Raw genomic sequence first — 22,367 nt, 5'->3', positions numbered from 1 at the left:
TCGGTTACTCGGCGCTGCCGATGGTGGCGGCCCAGGGGTACGACAGGTAGGCGATCGAGGGCACCGCGCCCGTGATCTTGTCGTTCTGCACCAGGATCGTCGGCAGATAGGTGAGCGGCGTCCAGGGCAGGTCCTCCGTGACCTTCGCCTGGATCTCGACGGTGGTCTTCGCGCGCTCGGCGGGATCGAGGGTGGATCGGGCCTGCTGGACGAGGTCGTTCACCCCGGTGTAGTTGCCGAAGTTGTTGGCACCGCCCGTGGTGAAGACCTGGTAGACGTCGAGGGGGTCGGTGACGTTGCCGTACCAGGTGGTGAAGAACGCGTCGAGGCCCGCGCGCGCTTTCGGGTCGTAGTAGAGGTTGCCGTACTGCTCGACCGGGATCACCTTGGTCTTGATCTTCAGGCCGATCGCCTGGCCAGCCGCCTGGATCAGGTTCGCGGTCTGCTCGTGCACCGCCGACGAGCCCTGGATCGCGATGGTGATCTCCTTGCTCGTGTCGACGCCCGCGAGCAGCTGCTTCGCCGCCCCGGGGTCCGGCTTCGTCCCGAACTTCGTGAACGCGGGCTCGAACAGGGACTTCTGGTCGCCCCAGTAGTCGGGACCGGCCAGGGTCGGCGCGGGGATCGCGGCCTTCTGGAACACGACGTCGGAGATCGCCTGACGGTCGATCGAGTCGAGCAGCGCCTGGCGCACCTTCGGGTCGGCGAAGGGGCCCGAATCGGACGCCCCGGCGAGCGTGAAGAAGACGAACGACTTGCCGTATGTGGTCTGCACCGTCTTGCTGTCGGTCAACTGCTGCATGCCGGTCGGCGGCAGGTAGAAGAATTGGCCGTCGACGTCGCCCGAGCGGAGCGCATTGATGGCCGTCGTCTCGTCGGCGATGAAGCTGAAGCTGACCTTGCCGACCTTCGGCGTCAGCTTCGTGTCCCAGTACGCGTCGTTCTTGACGATGTCGATGCCCTTACCCGCGTTCCAGCGGTCGAGCTTGAACGCGCCGGTGCACATGATCCCGCCCTGGGGCGTGCCGAACTTCTCGCCGGCCTTCGTCGCGTACGCCTTCGAGACGATCGCGCCCGCGGCGGTCGCCATGCCCTGCGCGAAGAGCGCATCGGGCTTCGAGAGGTGCACCGTGACCTGGTTCGCGCCCGTCTGCTCGACCGACTTCACGCTCGTGAAGTATTCGGAGTAGTAGGAATCGGCGTTGTGGGCGCCGCTCTGGCGATCGATCGAGAAGACCACGTCGGCCGGAGTGAGCGGGCTGCCGTCCCAGAACTTCACGCCGTCGCGCAGCGTGTAGACGACGGTGGTGTCGTTCGGGGTGTCGACCTTCTCGGCGAGCCCCGGGCCGGTCGTGAGGTCGGGGTTCAACCGCTGCAGGCTGTCGCAGAGGTTCGCGTCGACCGTGTTCTCGGCGTAGTTGAAGGTCTTCATCGGGTCGAGCGACAGCGGCTCGTACGGCAGGTTCCAGGTGATCGCGTCGATCGGGCCCTTGGCCGCCGCGGTCTCGGTGGCGAGCTTGTTCAGATCGACGCCGAGGCCGGTCTTCGCGCCGGCCGCCCCGCCGCCGCCCGCGCAGGCGGACAGGGCGAGGGCGGCGACGGCGATACCGGCGACCGTCAGGGCGCGCGCCGAGGATCGGCGGACGCGCTGGGTGCGGGTGGTGTGCATGCGAGAAACTCCCTTGTTCCTGAGCTGGGGTGTCGGCCGGGATCAGCCGGCCGGTCGGACGTCGCGACCGTCGCGGAGCACCCGCGTCGGCGCCGGGCGGTCGGTGACGAGCTGGGCGATGTTCTCGGCGTCGAATTCGAGGCCCGAACCCGATTCCGGGCCGGCCCAGTTCGCGATGTCGTCGATGCCGAGCATCTCGCCGCCCGCGGTCGAGGCGATGCGGAAGGCCCGCTCCAGTTCGGCGTCGGTGATCGCGCCTGTGCGGTACGCGAGCAGGTGCGCGCGGTCGACCATGCTGCCGGTGCCGAAGGGGCTCCACGAGTCGCGCACGCCGTCCGAGCCCGCGACGAGGCGCACGCCGTGCTGCTCGAAGCGGTCGATGTCGGGCACGGGGTCAGGGCCGAGCGCGCACGTGGCGATCCAGATGCCCGCGTCGGCGACGATGTCGAGCGTCTCGTCGAGGCTCGGCAGCGACCCGTCGCAGAGCGCGAAGGCGTGCCCGATGGTCACGCGGCCCTGGCGTCCGCCCGCGACGGTGCGCCGGGCGATCTCGCGGATCTGGGCGAGCCCGTCCTCGCCGCCGTCGTGCAGGTGGATGTCGACGTCTCGGCCCGCGCGATCCGCGAGCCCGAAGACCGCGTCGAGGTGGCCGTGCAGGTCGCCCTCGAGCCCGCCGGGATCGATGCCCCCGACGAGGTCGGCCCCGCTGTCGAGCGCGGCCGCCATGACCTCGAGGGTGCCCGGATTCGTGAGCAGGCCGAACTGCGGGAACGCGACGATCTGCACGTCGAGTCCGGGCAGCCGTTCGGCCGCGGCGCGCACGCCCTCGACGTTCGCGGTGCCGAGCTCGCTCGACACGTCGACGTGCGCGCGCATCGCGAGGGTGCCGTTCGTCAGCGCGTTCGAGAGCAGGGCGAAGGCGCGTTCCTCGACGCTCCGCGTGTAGGAGAACTGGGTCGCGCGGTCGTTGTCGATGAGGTCGACGAGCGTCGTCGCCGGGCGGCGCGACATCCACGGTCCGCCCCACGCGCTCTTGTCGGGGTGGATATGCGCATCGACGAGGCCGGGGGTACGCAGCGGGCTGCCGGGGGTCGCGGGATTCAAGATCGCTCCTTCGAGATTCTCGTTCCGATCGCTGGACGGGAGGGTGGACCCGTCAAGTCATCTGACATATGATAACCATACCTCTTGGTAGATACGCAAGGATGTAGACGTGCAACAGATTCAGCGCCGCTCCCTCGTCGACACCGTCGTCGACCAACTCCGCGCCTCCATCACCGACGGCACCTGGCCGATCGGCACCCGCATCCCCTCCGAAGCCGAACTCACCACGGCGCTCGGCGTCAGCAGACCCTCCGTCCGCGAAGGCGTCCGCTCGCTCGTGCAGCTCGGCCTGCTCGAGGCCCGGCAGGGCGACGGCACCTACGTCATCGCCGACGACGAGGCGCAGGTCGCCCTGCGCCGTGCGCTCCACACCGCCGACAGCCGCGAGGTGATCCGCGTGCGCCGTGCGCTCGACGCGCTCGCCGCGCGCGAGGCCGCTGCCTCGCGCACGCCCGAGCAGCTCGATGCGCTCGCCGCGCACCTCACGGCGCGCCGCACCGCGATCGAGCGCGCCGACACCGCCGGATTCACCGAGCACGACGTCGCCTACCACCTCGCCATCGCCGAGGCCTCGGGCAACCAGCTGCTCTCCAGCATCTACGCGAGCTTCGACGCATCCCTGCGCGAGTCGGTGGCCGACGCCTCCTGCCTCTCGCACGGCGACGACCCCGACCGCGCCGACATGCACGAGGCGCTGTACCGGGCGATCGCCGCGCAGGATCCCGAGGCCGCCCAGACCGCGGCACTCGGCGTGCTCGATCAGCAGGAGCGCCTGCTCGACGAACGCCCGTGACGGGCTCCCCCCGGAACGCCTTCGCCGCCGGCACCCTCGTCCTCGCAGTCGGGCTCAGCGTCCGCTTCCCCATCACGTCGGTCTCACCGCTTCTCGCCGAGATCGGCCGCGCCTACCATCTGCCCGCATCGGGTCTCGCCGTGCTGAGCGCGATCCCCGTGCTCCTGTTCGGCCTCGCCTCGCCGCTCGCCCCCTGGCTCGTCTCGCGACTCGGCCTCGAACGCGCGCTCACGGTGCTGCTCGCCGCGCTGGCCCTCGCGACGCTGCTGCGCCCCGTCGCCGCACCGGGCCTCTTCCTCGGCACCGTGGTCATCGGCGCCGCGATCGCACTGCTCGGCATCCTCGCCCCGCAGGTCATCCGCCGCTCGTTGCCCCACCGCGGCGGCTTCTGGACCGGCATCTACACGACCTCGTTCGGGCTGAGCGCCGCCGCCGGCGCCGCGCTCTCGGTGCCCGTGCTGCACCTGCTCGACGACCGGGTCGGGCCGGCGCTCGCCGCCTGGGGCGTGCCGCTGCTCATCGCTACCGGGCTCGCCCTCGCGTTCGGCTCGCGCCTGCGCGCGGGACGCAGCGCCGAGCCGCGCCAGCAGCAGCGCTTCCGCTCGGTCCTGCGCGCCCGCGGTATCTGGTCCGTCACCGGCTTCTTCGGCGCGCAGGCCCTCATCTACTTCTCGCTCACCGCCTGGCTGCCCACCATCGCCGCCGATCGCGGCATGCCGCCCGCGAACGCCGGCCTGCTGCTCGCCTGGATGAGCGTCGCCGGCCTGCCCGCGTCGCTCATCGCCCCGACCCTCGCGTCGCGACGCCGCCTCCGCGTCCCGATCGTCGTCACGATCTCGATCCTGTCGGCCACGGGCCTCGCCGGGCTCGCGTTCGCCCCGCTCGCCCTCGCGCCGCTCATGGTCGCCGTGCTCGGCATCGCGCAGAGCGCCGCGTTCGGCTTCGGGATCGCGCTGATCGTCTTCACCGCGCCGAGCGCAGCCGCCACCGCCGCGTTCTCGGCGCTCAGCCAGGGCATCGGCTACGCGATCGCTGCGACCGGGCCGCTCCTGCTCGGACTGCTCTCCCAGTCGGGGGTGACGTGGGCGGCGATCCTCAGCGTCCTGCTCGCCGCGGCCGTCGCCGAGGCCGCGTTCGGCGTCGTCGCGGCGCGCGCGTCTGATGCAGCGGCCGCGACCGCTCCGCTCGCTACAGCCAGTCCTTCTTCTTGAAGATCACGTAGAGCGAGCCCGCGAAGGCCAGCATGAGGCCGATCGCCGCCGGGTAGCCGAAGGCCCAGTGCAGCTCGGGCATCAGGTCGAAGTTCATGCCGTAGATACCGGTGACGAGGGACGGCGCGAAGATGATGGCGGCCCAGCTCGAGATCTTCTTCGCCTGGTCGCTCTGCCGCACCGACGCCTCCGTCATGAGCGCCATCTGCTCGTTCTGCTCGCGGCCGACGAGACCGAGGTGCACGCTCAGCGCGTCGCGCAGCATGTAGCGGAAGCCATCGGCGAACTCCACGATCCGGATCAGGTGGTCCTCGACGTCGCGCAGGTGGCGGCGCAGCTCCACATCCCACGCGGCGACGCTCGCGGGAGCGGGCGACAGCGGGATCCCCGCCGAGCGGCGCTCCTCGCGCGCCCGCAGGTCGCGCACGAGGCCGAGCAGCGGTGCCGTCGCCCGTTGGAACGCGATCACCTCGCCCGACAGCTCGTAGATGCGCCGCGCGAGCGCGACGCTCGTGCCCGAGCCGTTGAACAGCTCGTCCTCGATCTCGTCGATGTCCTTCTGCAGGCCCTGCACCACCGGCTCGTAGTCGTCGACCACGCGGTCGAGGATCGCGTACGCCGCGGCCCCCGGCCCCAGCGAGAGCAGCTCGGGCTCGGCCTCCATGCGCCGGCGCACCTCGCCGAGCGACGGGTTCTCGGCCAATCGGATCGTGAGCACGAAGTTCTCTCCGACGAACATGTGCAGCTCGCCGAACTCGACCTCCTCGACGGCGTCGAGGTAACGGGCGGGCCGGAGCACGAGGAAGAGCACGTCGCCGTAGAACTCGGCCTTCGGGCGCTGCTTGCCCGTGGCGACGTCCTCGACCGCGAGGGCGTGCAGCCCGAAGGTCTCGGCGACGAGCGCGAGCTCCTCGGGCGTCGGGCGCAGCAGCCCCACCCAGGCGAACGCACCGGGCAGCAGACTCGCGTGAGCATGAGCCTCGGGGATGGACTCGACCCCGTCCAGCCGCCGACCCTCCCGGTAGACGCCGACATCGACGATCGCCATGTGTTCCCCCCCTCGCGCGTGCACGCTCGCGTGCGGTCCTCGCTGCGGCCGTGCCGCCGCGAGGGCGAGCGTACCGCACACGGGTGAAGTGCGGGATCCGGCTCCGGCCCCGCCGCACGACCGCCGGGCCCGGAGGCGGAGCCGGGGCGTGCGTCGCGGCCGCGCTCGGGGCTAGGCTGGCCGGAGCGAGGAGGCGACATGAGCGACACGACCGGGCGGCCGTCGGGCAGCCACAGCGAGATCCAGTTCGAGAACGAGCGGTTCCGCGTCACGAAGTGGACCATCGACCCGGGCGGGAGCATCCCGATGCACCGGCACGACTTCGACTACGTCGTCGTGCCGCTGCTCCCCGGCCGCGTGCGCATCGATTTCGCCGACGGCAGTTCGACCGAGGCCGAGCAGGTGCCGGGCGGCAGCTACGCCCGCGAGGCCGGCGCCGAGCACCGGCTCACGAACCTCAGCAGCACCTCTCCCGTCCTCTTCGTCGAAACGGAGCGACTCTCGTGACCGAGCGCAGCGCAGCCACCGTCCGCTTCCTCACCTCGCAGGACCGTGATGCGTGGCAGGAGCTCTACCGCGGCTACCGCGACTTCTACGCGAAGCCGCACGACCCCGCGGTGTTCGACACCGTCTGGTCATGGCTGATGGACGACGCGCACGAGACCCGCGCGCTCCTCGCCGAGGCCGACGGTCGCCCGGTCGCGCTCGCGCACTTCCGCCGCTTCGCACGACCCATCGACGGCGCGTACGCGCTCTACCTCGACGATCTGTTCACCTCGCCCGACGCGCGCGGCACGGGCGCGGGAACCGCGCTGCTGCACCGCCTCGCCGAGATCGCCCGCGACGAGGACGCCGTGCTGGTGCGCTGGATCACCGCCGCCGACAACGAGACCGCGCGCCGCGTCTACGACCGCGAAGCGACGCAGACGCCCTGGGTCACCTACGACCTGAAGCCGGCCGCGGCCGAGTAGCCGCCCGACAGGGCGGGGACCGCGAGAGCCGCGTCAGTCGGACTCCTCGGCCTCCTGGTGGTGCGGGTGGCCCGACTCCTCGTGCGTGGCCGGGCCTTCCGAGGTCGCTCCGCCCTCGTCCGCCCAGTCGCGCCCCGGGTCCACGTTGTGCGCGGGGTCCGATTCGAGGTCGCGCCCCAGGTCCGTGCGTTCGACGCCGCTCATGGTGTCCTCCCTCCGGATCCCGCCTCGGCGGGACTCGTTCCGACTGCTCTCCAGCGTACGCCGCGCGCCTGCGCGGCAACAGGGGACGCCCCGCCCCGACCCGGTCGGGGCACCCATCTGTACTAGCATTCGGGGGAACCCGCCCACCCCGACGGAAGGAGCTCCCTTGAAGCGGATCCTGACCTACGGCACGTTCGACCTGCTGCACTGGGGGCACATCCGCCTGCTGCGTCGCGCGCGATCGCTCGGCGACTACCTCGTCGTGGCCGCGTCCACCGAGGAGTTCAACGCGGGCAAGGGCAAGAAGACCTACCACGACTTCGAGACGCGCAAGAACATGCTCGAGGCGGTGCGCTACGTCGATCTCGTGATCCCCGAGCAGGCGTGGGATCAGAAGATCCGCGACGTGCAGAAGTACGAGATCGACACCGTCGTCATGGGCGGCGATTGGGAGGGCGACCCCCGCTTCGAGATCCTGCGCGACTACTGCGAGGTCGTCTACCTCGACCGCACCGAGGGCGTCTCGACCACCAAGATCAAGAACGACCTCGGCGAGGGCGCGTAGTCCGCGAGCGCGGACGCCTCGGGACGGGTGCCCCGCACGGCACTCAGTGCGTCGAGAAGCCGCCGTCGACGGCGATCGCCTGGCCCGTGATGTAGGCCGACGCGGGCGAGGCGAGCAGCACGGCGGCACCGCCGAAGTCCTCGGGCTCGCCGTTGCGGCCGACGAGCGTGCGCGCGGCGAGCGCCGCGACCGTCCCGGGATCGGCGCTGAGGCGCCGGTTGAGCGGAGTCTGCACGAAGCCGGGAACGAGCGCGTTCGCGGTGACGCCGCGCGATGACCAGGCTTCGGCCTGCGAACGGGCGAGCGCTTCGATCGCCGCTTTCGAGACACCGTAGGCGCCACTGTTGGCGAACGGGCGGTGCGCCTGCTGCGAGCTGATGTGGATCACCCGGCCGTAGCCGCGCTCGGCCATGCCGGGGATGAGGCGCTGCCCGAGCACGAACGCGGCGTCGAGGTTGACCGCCATGGTCGCGTCCCACACCGCCTCGTCGAGTTCGGCGAGGGGCGGGCGCAGGTTGATCCCGGCGCTGTGCACGAGGATGTCGATGTCGCCCGCGGCGTCCGCGAGCGCGTGCGCGCCGGCGCGGCTGTCGAGGTCGGCGGTGATCCCGTCGGCGCTGCCGCCGCCGTCGCGGATCCCGGCGACGGTCTCGGCGATGGCGTGCTCGGTTCGGGCGGCGATGCGCACGTGCGCGCCGGCCCCCGCGAGCGCCCGCGCGATGGCCCGCCCGATGCCGGAGCTGCCACCGGTGACGAGGGCAGTGCGCCCGCCGAGTCCGAACAGGCCGTCGAGGGTGGGGAGCGAGCTCATGCGCTCACCCTATCGATCCTCAGCGCTGGAACGAGCAAGGTGCTGAACGCACGGAAGCGCCCGTCGGTGCCGGAATTGCGTGGGCCTGCATCAGGGTTGGCGTGTCGAGCGAAGCGAAGACACGCCGGGGTCCCCTGCTCTGCAGGCTCACGCAATTCCGGCACCGACGGGCGCTTGACCCGCTACAGCACCTTCGAGAGGAACGCCTTGGTGCGTTCCCGCTGCGGGTTGGTGAGCACTTCGACGGGGTCGCCGGATTCGACGACCACGCCGCCGTCCATGAACACGAGGGTGTCGGCGACTTCGCGGGCGAAGCCCATCTCGTGCGTCACGACGACCATGGTCATGCCGCTCTCGGCGAGGCCCTTCATGACGTCGAGCACTTCGCCGACGAGTTCGGGGTCGAGCGCCGAGGTGGGCTCGTCGAACAGCATGAGCTTGGGCTCCATGGCGAGGGCTCGCGCGATGGCGACGCGCTGCTGCTGGCCGCCCGACAGGTGCGCCGGGTAGTAGTCGTAGCGTTCGGCGAGGCCGACGCGGGCGAGCAGTTCCATGGCCCGTGCCTTGAGCTGCGCCTTGTCGCCCTTCTTGAGCAGGGTGGGCGCGATCATGACGTTCTCGAGGGCGGTCATGTGGGGGAACAGGTTGAAGCGCTGGAACACCATGCCGATGTCGCGGCGCTGCTTCGCTGCTTCCTTGGGGTGCATCTCGTACAGCTTGTCGCTGTCCTGCCGGTAGCCGACGAGTTCGCCGTCGACGGAGAGGCGGCCGGAGTTGACGGTCTCGAGGTGGTTGATGCAGCGCAGGAAGGTGGATTTGCCGGAGCCGGACGGGCCGACGAGGCAGAGCACTTCGCCTTTCTGCACCTCGAGCGAGATGGATTTGAGCACGAGGTTGGAGCCGTACGCTTTCGAGACCCCTTCGGCTTTCACCATGGGCACGGTGCTGGTCTGAGCGGTCATCGTTCGCCACCCTTCGCATCAGTCTCGTTCTTGATCGCCGCGAGCTTCGCTTCCTCGGCCGTGATGACGCCGACGGCCGCGGTTTCGACGGTCGGCTTCATGATGTCGGGGCGCTGCCCGATGCCTCGGGCGAAGTGCCGCTCGAGGTAGTACTGGCCGACCATGAGGATCGAGGTGACGGCGAGGTACCAGATGGATGCGACGATCAGCATGGGGATCGGCTTGTAGGTGACGGCCGAGATGTCGCGGGTGCGGGTGTACAGCTCGAGCGAGAACGGCACGGCGACGACGAGCGAGGTGGTCTTCAGCATCGAGATCACTTCGTTGCCGGTCGGCGGGATGATCACGCGCATCGCCTGCGGGAGCACGACGCGGGTCATGGTGTGCCACCAGCCGAGGCCGAGCGCGGTCGCGGCCTCGTCCTGGCCCTTGTCGACCGAGAGCAGGCCGGCGCGTACGATCTCGGCCATGTAGGCCGACTCGTTGAGCGCCAGGCCGATCACGGCGAGGGCGAACGCGGGCAGCAGGTCCTGCACGTTGAGCGACAGGCTGCCGATGGTGATCTGCTGGTAGATGGTCCCGACGAGGCCCCAGAACACGAGCTGCACGTACACCGGGGTGCCACGGAACAGCCAGAGATAGACCCAGGCGACCGCTTTGACCACGGGGTTGGGCGAGAGCCGCATGACGGCGAGCAGCACGCCCAGCACGATCGCGATGATCATCGAGTACACGGTGAGCAGGAGGGTGTACCCGACGGCCTGGATCACGCGGACGTCGAAGACGTACTTCGCGACCTCGGGCCAGTTGTAGCCCTTGGCGCCGCCGCGTGTGGTGAACGCGTCGAACAGGAAGAGTCCGACGATGATCACCAGCACGGCGGCGAGGATGATCCGCCCGGGGTGCTTGAGCCGGATGGCCTCGATGGGCTCCGAGTCGTAGAACGGCTGTTTGTCAGCCTCGGTTCGGTCGGTCACGCTCAGGACTTTCCGCCGTTGATGACGGCTTCCTTCACGGCACCGGCCTCGACACCGGCGTCGGTGAGGATCTTGGTGTAGGTGCCGTCCTTCATGAGCGACTCGATGGCGGCCTGCACGGCCTTGGTGAGCTCGCTGTCCTTGGCGGTGACGAAGCCGTAGGGGGCGTTGTCGAAGGATTCACCGGAGGCTTCGAGCGCGTCGCCGGTGGCCTTGATCGCGGCGAGCGTGACGGGCGAGTCCGCGGAGAGCGCGTCGGCCTTGCCCACGACGACCGCGTTGGTCGCTTCCTCCTGGCCGTCGAACTTCAGCACCTGGATCTCGGGCTTGCCGGCGTCCTTGCACGCCTTCTGGCGGGCCGGCATCTCGTCGGTGTCCTGCACGGTACCGGACTGGACCGAGACCTTGAGGCCGCAGGCGTCCTCGGGGTTGACGGTCTTGCCCTTGGGTGCGGCCCAGAGCGTGCCGGCCTGATAGTAGTCGACGAAGTCGACCGACTTCTGCCGCTCGAGGGTGTCGGTGAACGAGGACGAGCCCATGTTGAACTTGCCGCCGTTGATGTTCGGGATGATCGAATCGAACTTCGATACCTGCCACTCGGGCTTGAGGCCGAGCTTCGCAGCGATGGCATCGGCGAGGGTGACGTTCCAGCCGGTCGGGTTGCCGTTGGCGTCCTTGTACTCGTTGGGCGGGTAGGACGCGTCGGTGCCGATGATGAGCTTGCCCGAGTCCTTGATGTCCTTCGGGAGCAGGGCGACCGCAGCCGAATCGGCCTTGATGTCGCTCGTCGCGGGCGACTTGGTGCCGCCGCCTGCGCCTTCGGAATCGGCGTTGTTGACGCAGCCGGTGAGCGCGAGCGCCGCGACGGCGGCGACTGCGGGAAGTACCACTCGAATCTTCATCGATCCATTTCCTTACTTCAGTGTCAGGGAGGAGGGGTGAGCCTGGGGACCGAGTGTAGCGATCACGGCGGATGTTCCGGCCCCAGATTGTCTCGGCGGCACCAGACGGTGTCTGGAGTACCGGAATCTGCGCGGAGCCCCGGGCGTAGTCGAAGCCTAACCCGCATGAAATGCGCGTCAGAAATCGACGTGCGGATTGGAATCCGATCGAGACCAAGGGTTTTCCGGCCACATATCCGGGCCTCCGGGTAACGAACGGGTAACAAATTTAACCCCCGGTCAGCGCAAGATTACCCCCGCTGGCGCGTGGGATTTTCGACCGGTTCACCTTGCGACCCGGTATGCGCGTTGTTAGCGTCGAAGGCAGCGTTCCACGCGAAAAACCCTGGTCCGCGGCCGCCGCGGGAGCACCTGCTCGATGCGCGACGGGCGTACGGTTCGCGGTGGCCGCCGGTCCCGATGGCCGCGGCTTGCAGGACGCCGGTTGAAGCGGTCGAGAGGATCGCGCCCGGGCGTCCCCCGCCGTCGAACCCGGACCACGCAGCGGGTGCCTTCGGCGCACCCGCATGAGGAGTGTCTGTGACGATCCCATCGCCAGCACCGCCCACCGATCACGAGCGAGACGCCCGCGAGCGCGCCGCTTCCGAGCCCGGAACCGCGATCTCGGTCGAGAGCGTCTTCAAGGTCTTCGGCCGCCGCCCGAACGAGGCCGTGAAGCGCCTCCGCACGGGTGCGAGCCGCGACGAAGTACGCCCGTTCGGCACCGCAGCGGTGATCGACGCGAGCTTCGACGTGCGCCAGGGCGAGATCTTCGTGGTCATGGGGCTCTCGGGCTCCGGCAAGTCGACCCTGATCCGCATGCTCAACGGACTCAACGAATCGACCGCCGGATCGATCCGCGTGTTCGGCACCGAGGTGGTCGGCCTCGGCGCCGCCGAACTGCGCGCCGTGCGCCGCGATCGCATGTCGATGGTGTTCCAGCACTTCGCGCTGCTCCCCCACCGGTCCGTGCTCGACAACGTGGCCTACGGCCTCGAACTGCAGGGCGTGGCCCTTCCCGAGCGCACCGCGGCCGCCCGGCGCTGGCTCGACCGGGTCGGCCTGAGCAAGTGGGAGTCGTCGCTGCCGGGCGAACTGTCGGGCGGTATGCAGCAGCGCGTCGGCCTGGCGCGCGCGTTCGCGGCCGACACCGACATCCTGCTCATGGACGAGGCGTTCTCGGCCCTCGATCCGCTGATTCGTCGCGAGATGCAGGAGCTGCTCATCGAGCTCCAGCAGGAGCTCGGCAAGACGATCGTGTTCATCACGCACGACCTCAACGAGGCCATGTTCCTCGGCGATCGGATCGCGGTCATGCGCGACGGCCGCATCGTGCAGGTCGGTACGCCGAACGACATCCTCACCGACCCCGCGAACGACTACGTGGCGCAGTTCGTGCAGGACGTCGATCGCGCCCGTGTGCTCACCGCGGGCGACGTGATGGAACCCCCGCTCGCCGTCGTGACGGCGAGCGCCGGCCCGCGCACCGCGCTGCGCACCATGCGCGACCTGCAGACCTCCGCCTGCTTCGTCACGACGGGCGGCCGCAAGCTGCTCGGCGTCGTGCGCGACAAGGACATGCTGCGCGAGGTGCGCGAGGGCGGCACGGACGTCACGAAGCGCCTGCGCCCGACGCCGTCGATCGTGTCTCCCGAACAGCACATCGCGGAGCTCTTCGAGCTCGCGGTCGAGAGCCCGCTGCCGGTCGCCGTGATCGACGAGCAGGACCGCCTCATCGGCGTCGTGCCGCGCGTGACCCTGCTCGCGGCCCTGACCGATCTGCCCGCGGTCACCACCGAGATCCCGATCATCGAACCCGCGCCGGGCGTCCCCGCCGCGACGATCACCGAGACCCTCGCGGCGAACGGCACCGATGCGCCCGGATCCCGTACCGGCGATGACGAGGAGGCGACCCGATGAACGGTTTCCGTATTCCCATCGGCGACTGGGTCGCCGGCGCGCTCGACTGGTTCAAGGACACCTTCACCTGGCTGCTCGACTTCGTGGGCTTCGTCATGCAGTGGCTCGTCTCCGGGCTCACCGATGCGCTGCTCGCAGTCCCCTTCCCCGCCCTGATCCTGCTGTTCGCCCTGATCGGCTGGTTCGTGCGCTCCTGGCAGCTCGCGATCGGCACGATCGTGGGCTTCCTGCTCATCGTCGCGATGGGCCAGTGGGAGACCTCGATGCAGACGCTCGCGCTCGTGCTGATCGCCACGTTGCTCGCCGTGATCATCGCGGTTCCGCTCGGCATCCTGGCGGCCCGCAACGACGCGTTCAGCGCGTTCATCAAGCCCGTGCTCGACTTCATGCAGACGATGCCGGCGTTCGTGTACCTGATCCCGGCGGTGACGTTCTTCAGCATCGGCGTGGTGCCGGGCGTCTTCTCGACGGTGATCTTCGCGCTCGCCCCGGGCGTCCGCTTCACCGAACTGGGCATCCGAGGCGTCGACTCCGAGACCGTGGAGGCGGGCCACGCCTTCGGCGCGACCCCGGGCCGGATCCTGCGCGGCATCCAGCTGCCCCTCGCGATGCCGACGATCATGGCCGGCATCAACCAGGTCATCATGCTCGCCCTGTCGATGGCGGTCGTGGCCGGCTTCGTCGGCGCCGACGGCCTCGGTAAAGAGGTCATCGCCTCGATCTCGACGCTGAACCTCAGCCAGGGCGTCGAGGCCGGCCTCGGCGTCGTGATCCTCGCAGTGTTCCTCGACCGCGTCACCGCGGCGCTCGGCACTCCCAGCGAGTACCGCACGTCGGTGCTCGGCTCGATCCGGCGCGCGCCCAGCGCGAAGGCGAAGCGCATGTGGTTCGGCCTCGCGGCCGCCGTCGTCGCGATCGCGCTCGTCGCCGTCGGCAGCCTCGCCGTCACCCGTTCCTCGGGCGGCACGGACACGGCTGCGGGCGGCGCGGGATCGGACAAGACGATCACGCTCGGCTTCCTCCCGTCCTGGACCGACGGCCTCAGCATGACCTACCTGCTGAAGGACCAGCTCGAGAAGGAGGGCTACACGGTCGAGCTCAAGGAGCTGACCGAGGCCGCGGTGCTCTACACGGGTCTCGCGAAGGGCGACGTCGACATCTACCCCTCCGCCTGGTCCGAGAAGACCCACGCCAGCTACATGAAGAAGTACGGCGCGGACATCGAGGATCTCGGGGCCTACTACGACAACGCGGTGCTGACCATCGCGGTGCCGAAGTACGTCGACATCGACTCCATCGAGGACCTGAAGGGCAACGCGAAGCGCTTCGACGGCAAGATCATCGGCATCGAGCCGAGCGCGGGCCTCACCGAGCAGACGCAGAACACGATGATGCCCGAGTACGGCCTCGACAAGGAGTACGAGCTCGTCACCTCGTCGACCGCGACCATGCTCACGACCCTGCAGAACGCGATCGACAAGAAGCAGGACATCGCGGTGACCCTGTGGCGCCCCTTCTGGGCGAACGACAAGTTCCCCGTGAAGGACCTCAAGGATCCGAAGGGCGCGATGGGCAAGCCTGAGGCGCTGCACTTCCTCGCGAACAAGGGCTTCAGCGAGAAGCACCCCGACATCGCGAAGATGATCTCCGGCATCAAGCTCGACGATGCCGAGTACGGCTCGCTCGAGGACCTCGTCGTCAACAAGTTCGGCAAGGGCAAGGAGCCGGACGCCGTCACCGAGTGGTTGAAGGAGCACCCCGACGCCTACCCGACGCTCGTGACGAAGTAGCGCGGCCCCGTGCGACTACGCCGAAGGCCCCGGAGCATTCCGCTCCGGGGCCCTCGGCGTCTCCGCGGGTCGCCCTACTGGGTCTTGACCGCTCCGGTGCGGCGGCGGATCTCGTCGGAGACCGCGATCGCGTCGCCCTGCGGGGCGTCCGACTTGCGGTCGGGCCGCGCTACGAACAGGTAGACCAGGCCGGTGACCAGCACGACCGCGAGGCCGATGAGCACGACGTAGTCGGCGAAGAACTCGCCCGTCTCGCCCGGCTTCGCGAGCAGGTACATGGCGAAGAGCCCATACGCGAGGGCGACGACGTTGACCGCGGTGCCGGCGCCTCCGAGGCTGAACGGCCCCGCGGGCTTCCACCCCTTGAACCGCTGGCGCAGGCTCGCGAGCACGACCATCTGGAACGACAGGTAGATGCCGAGGATCGCGAACGAGGTGACCGCGACCAGGATCCCGTCGTTGAAGTAGATCAGCACGCAGATGAGCGCGGGCACCGTGCAGGCGACGATGAGCGCGTTGGTCGGAACCTTGCTGCGCTCCGACACCTTCGACAGCCAGGTGTGCCCCGGCAGCATCCCGTCGCGCGCGAACGAGTAGAGCAGGCGGCTGGCGGCGGCCTGCAGGCTGAGCACGCACGAGATGAAGGCAAGGATCGCGATGATCAGGAACAGCTTCGCGCCCACGGGTCCGAGCGTCGCATCGAGGATCGACGGAATCGGGTCGGCGACCTTGCCCGCCACGATGTCCTCGAGGTTCGGGGCGGCCAGCACGTAGCCGCCGAACGAGAACAGCGCCGAGATCGCACCGACGAAGATCGTCATCATCATGGCGCGCGGGATCCGGCGGGCCGGATCCGACACCTCCTCGGCCACGTCGCCGCAGGCTTCGAAACCGTAGAAGAGGAAGAGCCCCGCGAGCGCCGACGCGAGGAAGACCGGCAGGTAGGAGCCGTCGCCCGCGGTGCCCATGGTGTCGAAGAACACCGAGAAGTCGTGCTTGCGCTGGAAGATGAGCAGGTAGAGCCCGAGCCCGATCACGCCGATGAGCTCCGCCGCGAGCCCGATGCGGGCGATGCGGGCGAGCCACCTCGTTCCCGAGAAGTTGATCGCGAGCGCGAGCAGCAGCAGTCCGAGCGCGGTGAACAGCGTCGCCTCGGGCGTCAGCTCGATGCCGAGCAGGCTCGTCACGAAGCCGGAACCGAACTCGGCGACCGACGTGATGGTCACGATCATGGCCCAGATGTAGACCCACGCGGCCAGCCAGGCGTAGCGGCGACCCCAGAGCCGCCTCGCCCAGGGGTAGATGCCGCCGTGGATCGGGTACTGCGAGACGATCTCGCCGAACACGAGCGACACGAGCAGCTGCCCGCAGGCGACGATCACGATCCACCAGATCGAGGGCGGGCCGCCCGTCGAGAGCGCGACGGCGAGGAGCGAGTAGACGCCGACGAGCGGCGAGAGATAGGTGAAACCGAGGGCGAAGTTCGCCCACAGGCTCATGGATCGGTCGAACTTGCCCTCGTAACCGAGCACCGCCAGGTGCTCGTCGTCGCCGAGGTGTCCGTTCGGAGTATTGGACGTCACTGTCGCGTTCCTTTCGGAGCCGGCCGCGCCCCACTGCGCGGACCGGGTCAAGCATAGGGCTCCTGCGACCGGACCCGATCCGCGGGATCGCACAGTTCTCGCCCTCCTCCGGTGTGCAGGGAGGTCCGGCAGGGACGCGCTCCGGCATACTGGTGCCCATGTCCGAGCCCCAGCCGCAGCCCCACCCCCTCGACGCCGTCACCTGGCCGAAGCGCACCGAGCGTCTCGTGCTGCGTCGCGCCGAGGCGGGCGACATCGACGCGCTCTGGCAGCACCGCGGCCGGGACGACGTCGGCGAGTGGCTCGGCTGGCACCCCGCGGATCGCGCCGACTGGAACGCTTCGGTGCCCGCACGACTGCCCGACACGCTCGTGTTCGAGCTCGACGGCCGCGTCATCGGCGATGTCATGATCTCGGTGGGGAACGCCTGGTCGCAGCGCGAGGTGCGGGATCGTGCCGTCGGCGTGCAGGCCGAGCTCGGCTGGACCATGCACCCCGACTTCGAGGGACGCGGCTACGCGACCGAGGCGGTGCGCGAGGCGATCCGCGTCTGCTTCGAAGAGCTGGGTCTGCACCGGATCCAGGCCGGCGCCTTCACCCCGAACGAGCCCTCGCAGAAGCTCATGCGCCGCGTCGGCATGCGGCTCGAGAGCAGCTCGGTGCGCGACGCGCTGCACCGCGACCACGGTTGGGTGGACGGGGTCATGTACGGCCTCCTCGCCGAGGAATGGCGCCGCCGGCGCGACGGCCGCGCACCCCGGGCCACGATCCTGCACGGCTTCACCGCGTCCCCCGCCGACCACTGGTTCCCCTGGCTCGCCGAGCGACTCGAGGCCGCCGGCTTCGAGGTGAGCGTCCCCGAGCTGCCCGATGCGCAGGATCCCGATGCGGACGCCTGGCGGGCCGCGGCCGCCGAGGCCATCGGCGACATTCGCGACGGCGACGCGGTGATCGGCCACAGCCTCGGCGCACTCGCCGCCGCGCGCGTGCTGGCCGAGCGAGCGCGCCGCACCGGGGGCGGCGCGGTCGATCCCGCCGACCGGCTCGGCAGCCTGGTCCTCGTCTCGGGATTCGCGGGGCCCGTCGAACCGATCCCGGAGCTCGACCGATTCGCCGCCGCCGGCGTCGACCTCGCGGGTGTTCCCGCGATGGTGCGCAGCATCGCGGTGCTGCGCTCCGACGACGACGCGATCGTTCCGCCCGCCGACACCGACGTCCTCGCCTCGGCGCTCGGCGTCCCGGTCGAGGTGGTGCCCGGCGGCGGTCACTTCCTCGGCCGCGAGGGCTGGACGAAGCTCCCCGCAGCGCTGTGGTCGGTGCTGCGGGTCTCCTGACCCGCAGCACCACGACCCTCAGCCCGCGACGAAGAGCGGGATCGCGCCCGTCAGGATCCCGACCGCGAGCATCACGAGCGACACGATCGTCGCCCGCCACAGCACCTTCTTGTGGTGGTCGCCGAGGTTCACGCTCGCGAGCGAGACGAGCAGCAGGATCGCCGGCACGAGCGGGCTCTGCAGGTGCACCGGCTGGCCCGTGATCGACGCGCGCGCCATCTCGACGGGGTCGATGCCGAAGTGCGCGGCGCTCTGCGACAGCACGGGGAGGATCCCGTAGTAGAAGGCGTCGTTCGACATGAAGAACGTGAAGGGGATCGACAGCACGCCCGTGATCGGCGCCAGGAACGGACCCACCTCGGTCGGCAGGACGCCCGTGATCCACTTCGCCATCGCGTCGACCATGCCGGTGCCCGAGAGCACGCCGACGAGCACGCCGGCCGCGATCACCATGGACACGACGCCGACGATGCTGGGCGCGTGCGCCACGATCTCGGCCGCCTGATCCTTCAGCCTGCGGAAGTTCAGGACGAGGGCGAGGCCCGCGCCGACCATGAACACGTACGGCAGCGGCATGATGTCGAGCACCAGCAGCACCATCACGGCGACGGTGAGGACCAGGTTCGCCCAGATGAGCTTGGGCCGCAGCGTCGCGCGGTTCGGATCGAGCATGGTGTCGGCCATGGCGGTGTCGGTCGGGTCGACCTCGGCGGCAGCCACCGCGGGTCCGCCGATCCCGACGGTCACGAGGTTGCCCGTGTGCAGCGAGGCGCGAGCGCCCGGCTTGCTGTCCGCACCGCGGAACAGCTTCGGCACCCCGGCCAGCAGGCCGCCGTCGGCGGTGCCGTCGAGGCGGGCCGCGTCGATGCGGCCCAGACGGTTGCGCTCCTGCACGCCCAGCATCCAGGCGAAGCCGAAGGCCACGACAAGGCCGACCAGCATGGCGGGGATCATCGGCACGAACACGTCCGACACCTGCAGGTTCAGCGCGGTCGCGGCGCGCACGGTGGGTCCGCCCCAGGGGAGGATGTTCATCGTGCCGTTCATCAGACCGGCGACGCAGGTGAGCACCACCGGGCTCATGCCGAGCCGCAGGTAGATCGGCAGCATCGCGGAAGTCGTGATGATGAACGTCGTCGATCCGTCGCCGTCGAGCGAGACCGCGGCAGCGAGGAGCGCGGTGCCGACCACGACCTTCGCGGGATCGTCGCCGAGCAGCCGGGTGATGAAACGGATCAGCGGGTCGAAGAGCCCCACGTCGATCATGATCCCGAAGAACATGATCGCGAACATGAGGAGCGCCGCCGTCGGCGCCATGTTGCCGATCGCGTCGAGCACCATGTCGCCGAGCCCGAGCCCCGCTCCCGCGAAGAGGCCGAAGATGGTGGGCACGAGGATCAGGGCGACCATCGGGGTGAGGCGCTTCGTCATGATCAGGGTCATGAACACGAGCACCATCGTGAACCCGAGGATCACGAGCACCCACTCGGGCGGCACGAATGCGAGGTCGTACGTGGGCTTCTCGTCCGCTGCGCGCAGCAGCAGCTCGGACATCGCCGGTTGCATCAGATGACTCCTTTGTCGTCGGACCGCCGAGAGCGGCCTGCGCCGATGCTAGGGAGAAACCGGACCCGGCTCCGGGTAGCTCGCATTTCGTCGCGTTCTGCGCGTAGCGTGGGTTCTGCGCATTGTGCGCGCGGAGCTTCGGGGGTGCGGATGCGCAGAATGGAGAGCATGGCTCGACCGGACCGCGCGCGTCTGCGCTTCGCCACTCGCGTCCTGCTGCTGCAGCTCGGCACGGTGGTGCTGGTCGTCGCCCTCTGCACCGGCGTCTACCTGTTCCTCGCGGTCCAGCAGCTCCGCGCGTCATCGCAGGCCGCCGCCCTCGGCATCGCCCGCACCGTCGCCGAGGATCCCACCGTGCGCGAACTCGTCGCCGAGTTCTCCGCCGACCCCGGCACCCCCGCGGCCGCCGGACTGCGCGACGGCGAACTGCAGCGCACCGCCGCGGGGATCACGGAGCGCACCGGCGTGCTGTTCGTCGTGATCACCGACGACCACGGGATCCGCCTCGCCCACCCGCAGGCCGACCGGCTCGGCCAGGAGGTCAGCACCCCCTACGACCGAGTGCTGCAGGGGCACGAGGTCGTCGACTGGGAGCGCGGCACCCTCGGGGTCTCGGCCCGCGCCAAGGTCCCCGTCTACGCGCCCGGCGCCGAGCGGACCGGGCCGGACGCGCAGCGCCCCGTCGGCGAGGTGAGCGTCGGCTTCGAACAGGGAAGCGTCTTCGACGACCTGCCCGCGCTGCTCGGCTCGATCGCGCTCGCCGCGCTCGGCGGGGTCGGGATCGCGACCCTCGCCACGCTGCTGATGCGACGCCGCTGGGAACGCCTCACCCTCGGCCTCCAGCCCGAAGAGCTCGCCGCGCTCGTGCAGAACCAGACCGCCGTGCTCGACGGCGTCGGCGACGGGGTCCTCGGCATCGACCCCGACGGCACCGTGCTCGTCTGCAACGCCGCCGCGGAACGCATGCTGGGAATCGAGCGACCCGTGGGCCGCCCGCTCGCCGCGCTCGGCCTGCCCGCGCCGATCCTCGCGGCGCTCGCCGCCGACGACGACGCGTCTCGCGACGCATCGCCCTCCGGCGCCGGAACCGCTCGCGAGGCGAGCGACGTCGGCGTCGTGCACGCCGGACGCGTGCTGTACGTCGAACCGCGGCCCGTCCGACGCGGGCAGCGGCGGCTCGGCCGCGTCGTGATCGTGCGCGACCGCACCGACCTCGTCGCGTTGAGCGAACGACTCGAAACCGTGCGCGCCATGACCGGCGCGCTGCGAGTGCAGCGGCACGAGTTCGCGAACCGCATGCACGTCGCCGCCGGACTCATCGACGCCGAGCGAGTGCCCGAGGCCCGCGAGTTCCTCGGCGAGCTCGTCGAGCGCGGTGCCGTCGGGTATCCCGTGCTCGGACTCGACCGGCTCGGCGATCCGTTCCTGCACGCATTCCTCGGCGCCAAGGGCATCGAGGCGGGTGAACGCGGGGTGCGCCTGCGCATCGGCGAGGATACCCAGCTGCTCGGCACGATCCGCGATCCCGAGAACACCGCCGCCGTGCTCGGCAACCTCATCGACAACGCCGTCTCGGCGGCCGTGCGGGGTCCGGCGCCGCGCTGGGTCGAGGCGACCCTGCTCGACGACGAAGACGCGCTCGTGCTCACCGTGGGGGACTCCGGCGACGGGATCCCGCCCGGAACCGACGTGTTCGCGCGCGACAGCCGGGGCGGCTCCGGAACTCCCGACAGCGAACCGGGCGGCGACACCGACGAGTCGGCGCACGGGCACGGGCTCGGGCTCCCCCTGTCGCGCGAGATCGCGCGGGCGAGCGGCGGAGACCTCTGGGTGGTGGACCGCGGCGGTGCCGAGGCCGGATCCGGGCCCCGTTCGGAGTCCGCGGTCGACAGCGACCCCGGATCCCGCTCCGGCGCGGTGTTCGCCGCACGCATCGGCGGGGCCGTCGAACCCGCCCGCGGCGCCGAGGGCGGGATACCCGATCGCACCGATCCGGCCGACGTCCCCACCGATCCGGCCGACCTCCCCACCGATCCGACCCAGCAGGAGCACCCGTGACCGATCCGATCCGCACCCTCGTCGTCGACGACGACTTCCGCGTCGCCGGCCTGCACCGCGACATCGTCGCCGAGCGCCCGGGGTTCCTGGCGCTCGAGCCCGCCCGCTCGGTCGCCGAGGCGCGGGCCGCGATCCGCGCCCACCGACCCGACCTCCTGCTGGTCGACGTCTATCTGCCGGACGGCGACGGCATCGACCTCGTACGCGCGGCGGGGTGCGACGCGTTCGTGATCTCGGCGGCTGGCGACGCCCCGACCCTGCGCCGCGCGCTCCGTTCGGGGGCCCTCGCCTGTCTGCTCAAGCCGTTCGAGCCGCGCATGCTCGCCGAGCGGCTGGAACGGTACGCGAGATTCCGCAACCTGCTCGCGGGGACGGGCGCGGTGGCCCAGGAGGATCTCGATCGCGCCCTCGCGATCCTGAACGGGTCGAGCGACCCCGTCTCGCTGTCGCGCTCCGCGACCGAGAAGCTGATCCTCGACGCGCTCGGCGCCGAGGAACGCTCGGCGAGCGAGGTCGCCGAGCGCGCGGGGATCTCGCGTGCGACGGCGCAGCGCCACCTCGCGGCTCTCGCCGCGCGATCGGTCGTGGAGGTGCGGCTGCGCTACGGGTCGACGGGGCGTCCCGAACATCGGTACACGCTCGCGTCGCGCTGAGCCCTGGCCTCTGGAACTCCGGGCCTCGTCGGCATTGTCGGCTTCATCGGCGTTGTCGGCCTCGTCGGCCTCATCGAGTGGCGGCAAAACGCTCGAATGGGATCGCATTCGCGCCGACTGCCGCCACTCGACGAAGGTGCGCGTGCGTTTGCGCGCTCAAGCTCGAGCGTGCACGAGCACGGGCACGAGCACGAGCACGAGCACGCG

The 22,367-nt window shown here is 70.2% G+C and carries 19 protein-coding genes and 2 pseudogenes; 11 read left to right on the top strand and 10 right to left on the bottom strand.

Annotated features, from left to right (window positions below):
* Positions 1–4 precede the first annotated feature (4 nt).
* Entirely contained in the window at positions 5–1,669 is a 1,665-nt protein-coding gene (locus BMH31_RS07520; RefSeq protein ID WP_099724636.1) for an ABC transporter substrate-binding protein, read from the bottom strand.
* Between the two features lie 42 nt (positions 1,670–1,711).
* On the bottom strand, positions 1,712–2,773 hold the full coding sequence (locus tag BMH31_RS07515) for an amidohydrolase family protein (RefSeq protein ID WP_241898191.1): 1,062 nt from the start codon (positions 2,771–2,773) through the stop codon (positions 1,712–1,714).
* A 109-nt stretch (positions 2,774–2,882) separates the two neighbouring features.
* Here BMH31_RS07515 and BMH31_RS07510 point away from each other — a divergent pair, with 109 nt between their 5' ends.
* Both BMH31_RS07510 and BMH31_RS07505 read left to right on the top strand, forming a co-directional pair.
* Positions 2,883–3,566: an FCD domain-containing protein gene (locus tag BMH31_RS07510; protein WP_099724635.1), complete on the top strand. Its 684-nt coding sequence runs from the start codon at positions 2,883–2,885 to the stop codon at positions 3,564–3,566.
* Positions 3,563–4,777, top strand: coding sequence for an MFS transporter (locus BMH31_RS07505; RefSeq protein WP_158234901.1), 1,215 nt, complete (start codon positions 3,563–3,565; stop codon positions 4,775–4,777). Before BMH31_RS07510 ends, BMH31_RS07505 begins: the two co-directional genes overlap by 4 nt.
* Here the strand turns inward: BMH31_RS07505 and BMH31_RS07500 are convergent.
* Entirely contained in the window at positions 4,755–5,825 is a 1,071-nt protein-coding gene (locus BMH31_RS07500; protein ID WP_099724634.1) for a magnesium and cobalt transport protein CorA, read from the bottom strand. The genes BMH31_RS07505 and BMH31_RS07500 overlap by 23 nt on opposite strands.
* Before the next feature lie 198 nt (positions 5,826–6,023).
* On the opposite strand from BMH31_RS07500, the gene BMH31_RS07495 reads away from it, so the two are divergent.
* Positions 6,024–6,332 (top strand): cupin domain-containing protein, encoded by a 309-nt coding sequence (locus BMH31_RS07495; RefSeq protein ID WP_099724633.1) that lies wholly within the window; start codon positions 6,024–6,026, stop codon positions 6,330–6,332.
* The gene (locus BMH31_RS07490) at positions 6,329–6,796 is read left to right on the top strand and encodes a GNAT family N-acetyltransferase (RefSeq protein ID WP_099724632.1); all 468 of its coding nucleotides are present in this window, start codon (positions 6,329–6,331) and stop codon (positions 6,794–6,796) included. The genes BMH31_RS07495 and BMH31_RS07490 overlap by 4 nt, the downstream gene beginning before the upstream one ends.
* A 33-nt stretch (positions 6,797–6,829) precedes the next feature.
* Here the strand turns inward: BMH31_RS07490 and BMH31_RS15485 are convergent, their stop codons facing one another.
* Positions 6,830–7,000: a hypothetical protein gene (locus BMH31_RS15485; RefSeq protein WP_158234902.1), complete on the bottom strand. Its 171-nt coding sequence runs from the start codon at positions 6,998–7,000 to the stop codon at positions 6,830–6,832.
* Positions 7,001–7,166: 166 nt separating this feature from the next.
* Between BMH31_RS15485 and tagD the strand changes: the two genes are divergently transcribed.
* Positions 7,167–7,565, top strand: coding sequence for a glycerol-3-phosphate cytidylyltransferase (gene tagD / locus BMH31_RS07485; protein WP_046456459.1), 399 nt, complete (start codon positions 7,167–7,169; stop codon positions 7,563–7,565).
* Between the two features lie 43 nt (positions 7,566–7,608).
* Here the strand turns inward: tagD and BMH31_RS07480 are convergent, their stop codons facing one another.
* The 4 genes from BMH31_RS07480 to BMH31_RS07465 all read right to left on the bottom strand — a co-directional run bounded on the left by BMH31_RS07480 (position 7,609) and on the right by BMH31_RS07465 (position 11,217).
* Positions 7,609–8,376, bottom strand: coding sequence for an SDR family NAD(P)-dependent oxidoreductase (locus tag BMH31_RS07480; protein WP_099724631.1), 768 nt, complete (start codon positions 8,374–8,376; stop codon positions 7,609–7,611).
* Positions 8,377–8,558: 182 nt separating this feature from the next.
* The gene (locus tag BMH31_RS07475) at positions 8,559–9,338 is read right to left on the bottom strand and encodes an amino acid ABC transporter ATP-binding protein (protein ID WP_099724630.1); all 780 of its coding nucleotides are present in this window, start codon (positions 9,336–9,338) and stop codon (positions 8,559–8,561) included.
* Entirely contained in the window at positions 9,335–10,315 is a 981-nt protein-coding gene (locus BMH31_RS07470) for an amino acid ABC transporter permease (protein ID WP_241898190.1), read from the bottom strand. The genes BMH31_RS07475 and BMH31_RS07470 overlap by 4 nt, the downstream gene beginning before the upstream one ends.
* A 2-nt stretch (positions 10,316–10,317) precedes the next feature.
* Positions 10,318–11,217 carry an ABC transporter substrate-binding protein gene (locus BMH31_RS07465; RefSeq protein ID WP_099724628.1) on the bottom strand — a complete coding sequence of 300 codons (900 nt, stop codon included), beginning with the start codon at positions 11,215–11,217 and terminating at the stop codon, positions 10,318–10,320.
* A 660-nt stretch (positions 11,218–11,877) separates the two neighbouring features.
* Between BMH31_RS07465 and BMH31_RS07460 the strand changes: the two genes are divergently transcribed.
* The 3 genes and pseudogenes from BMH31_RS07460 to BMH31_RS15550 form a co-directional block, all read left to right on the top strand.
* A complete protein-coding gene (locus BMH31_RS07460; protein WP_241898213.1) occupies positions 11,878–13,176 on the top strand; it encodes a glycine betaine/L-proline ABC transporter ATP-binding protein in 1,299 nt (432 codons plus the stop codon).
* Positions 13,173–14,033, top strand: a pseudogene (locus BMH31_RS15555) (proline/glycine betaine ABC transporter permease); the annotation flags it as partial. The gene BMH31_RS07460 and the pseudogene BMH31_RS15555, both read left to right, overlap by 4 nt.
* A 144-nt stretch (positions 14,034–14,177) precedes the next feature.
* Positions 14,178–14,966, top strand: a pseudogene (locus tag BMH31_RS15550) (glycine betaine ABC transporter substrate-binding protein); the annotation flags it as partial.
* Between the two features lie 74 nt (positions 14,967–15,040).
* Here BMH31_RS15550 and BMH31_RS07450 read toward each other — a convergent pair.
* Positions 15,041–16,549, bottom strand: coding sequence for an amino acid permease (locus BMH31_RS07450; RefSeq protein WP_241898189.1), 1,509 nt, complete (start codon positions 16,547–16,549; stop codon positions 15,041–15,043).
* 158 nt (positions 16,550–16,707) lie between these two features.
* Between BMH31_RS07450 and BMH31_RS07445 the strand changes: the two genes are divergently transcribed.
* The gene (locus BMH31_RS07445) at positions 16,708–17,883 is read left to right on the top strand and encodes a GNAT family N-acetyltransferase (RefSeq protein WP_099724626.1); all 1,176 of its coding nucleotides are present in this window, start codon (positions 16,708–16,710) and stop codon (positions 17,881–17,883) included.
* Between the two features lie 18 nt (positions 17,884–17,901).
* Here BMH31_RS07445 and BMH31_RS07440 read toward each other — a convergent pair whose 3' ends face one another.
* Entirely contained in the window at positions 17,902–19,449 is a 1,548-nt protein-coding gene (locus BMH31_RS07440) for a CitMHS family transporter (RefSeq protein ID WP_099724625.1), read from the bottom strand.
* Between the two features lie 168 nt (positions 19,450–19,617).
* On the opposite strand from BMH31_RS07440, the gene BMH31_RS07435 reads away from it, so the two are divergent.
* Both BMH31_RS07435 and BMH31_RS07430 read left to right on the top strand, forming a co-directional pair.
* Positions 19,618–21,507 (top strand): sensor histidine kinase, encoded by a 1,890-nt coding sequence (locus BMH31_RS07435; RefSeq protein WP_099724758.1) that lies wholly within the window; start codon positions 19,618–19,620, stop codon positions 21,505–21,507.
* Complete coding sequence (locus BMH31_RS07430; protein WP_099724624.1) at positions 21,504–22,160, top strand: response regulator; 657 nt, start codon at positions 21,504–21,506, stop codon at positions 22,158–22,160. The genes BMH31_RS07435 and BMH31_RS07430 overlap by 4 nt, the downstream gene beginning before the upstream one ends.
* Positions 22,161–22,367: the final 207 nt, after the last annotated feature.

The sequence above is a fragment of the Leucobacter sp. OLIS6 genome, from assembly GCF_002752355.1.
In the GTDB taxonomy this organism is placed as follows: Bacteria; Actinomycetota; Actinomycetes; order Actinomycetales; family Microbacteriaceae; genus Leucobacter.
Note: the sequence above shows the minus strand (reverse complement) of the source record. Positions and strands in the feature narration are given on the sequence as shown.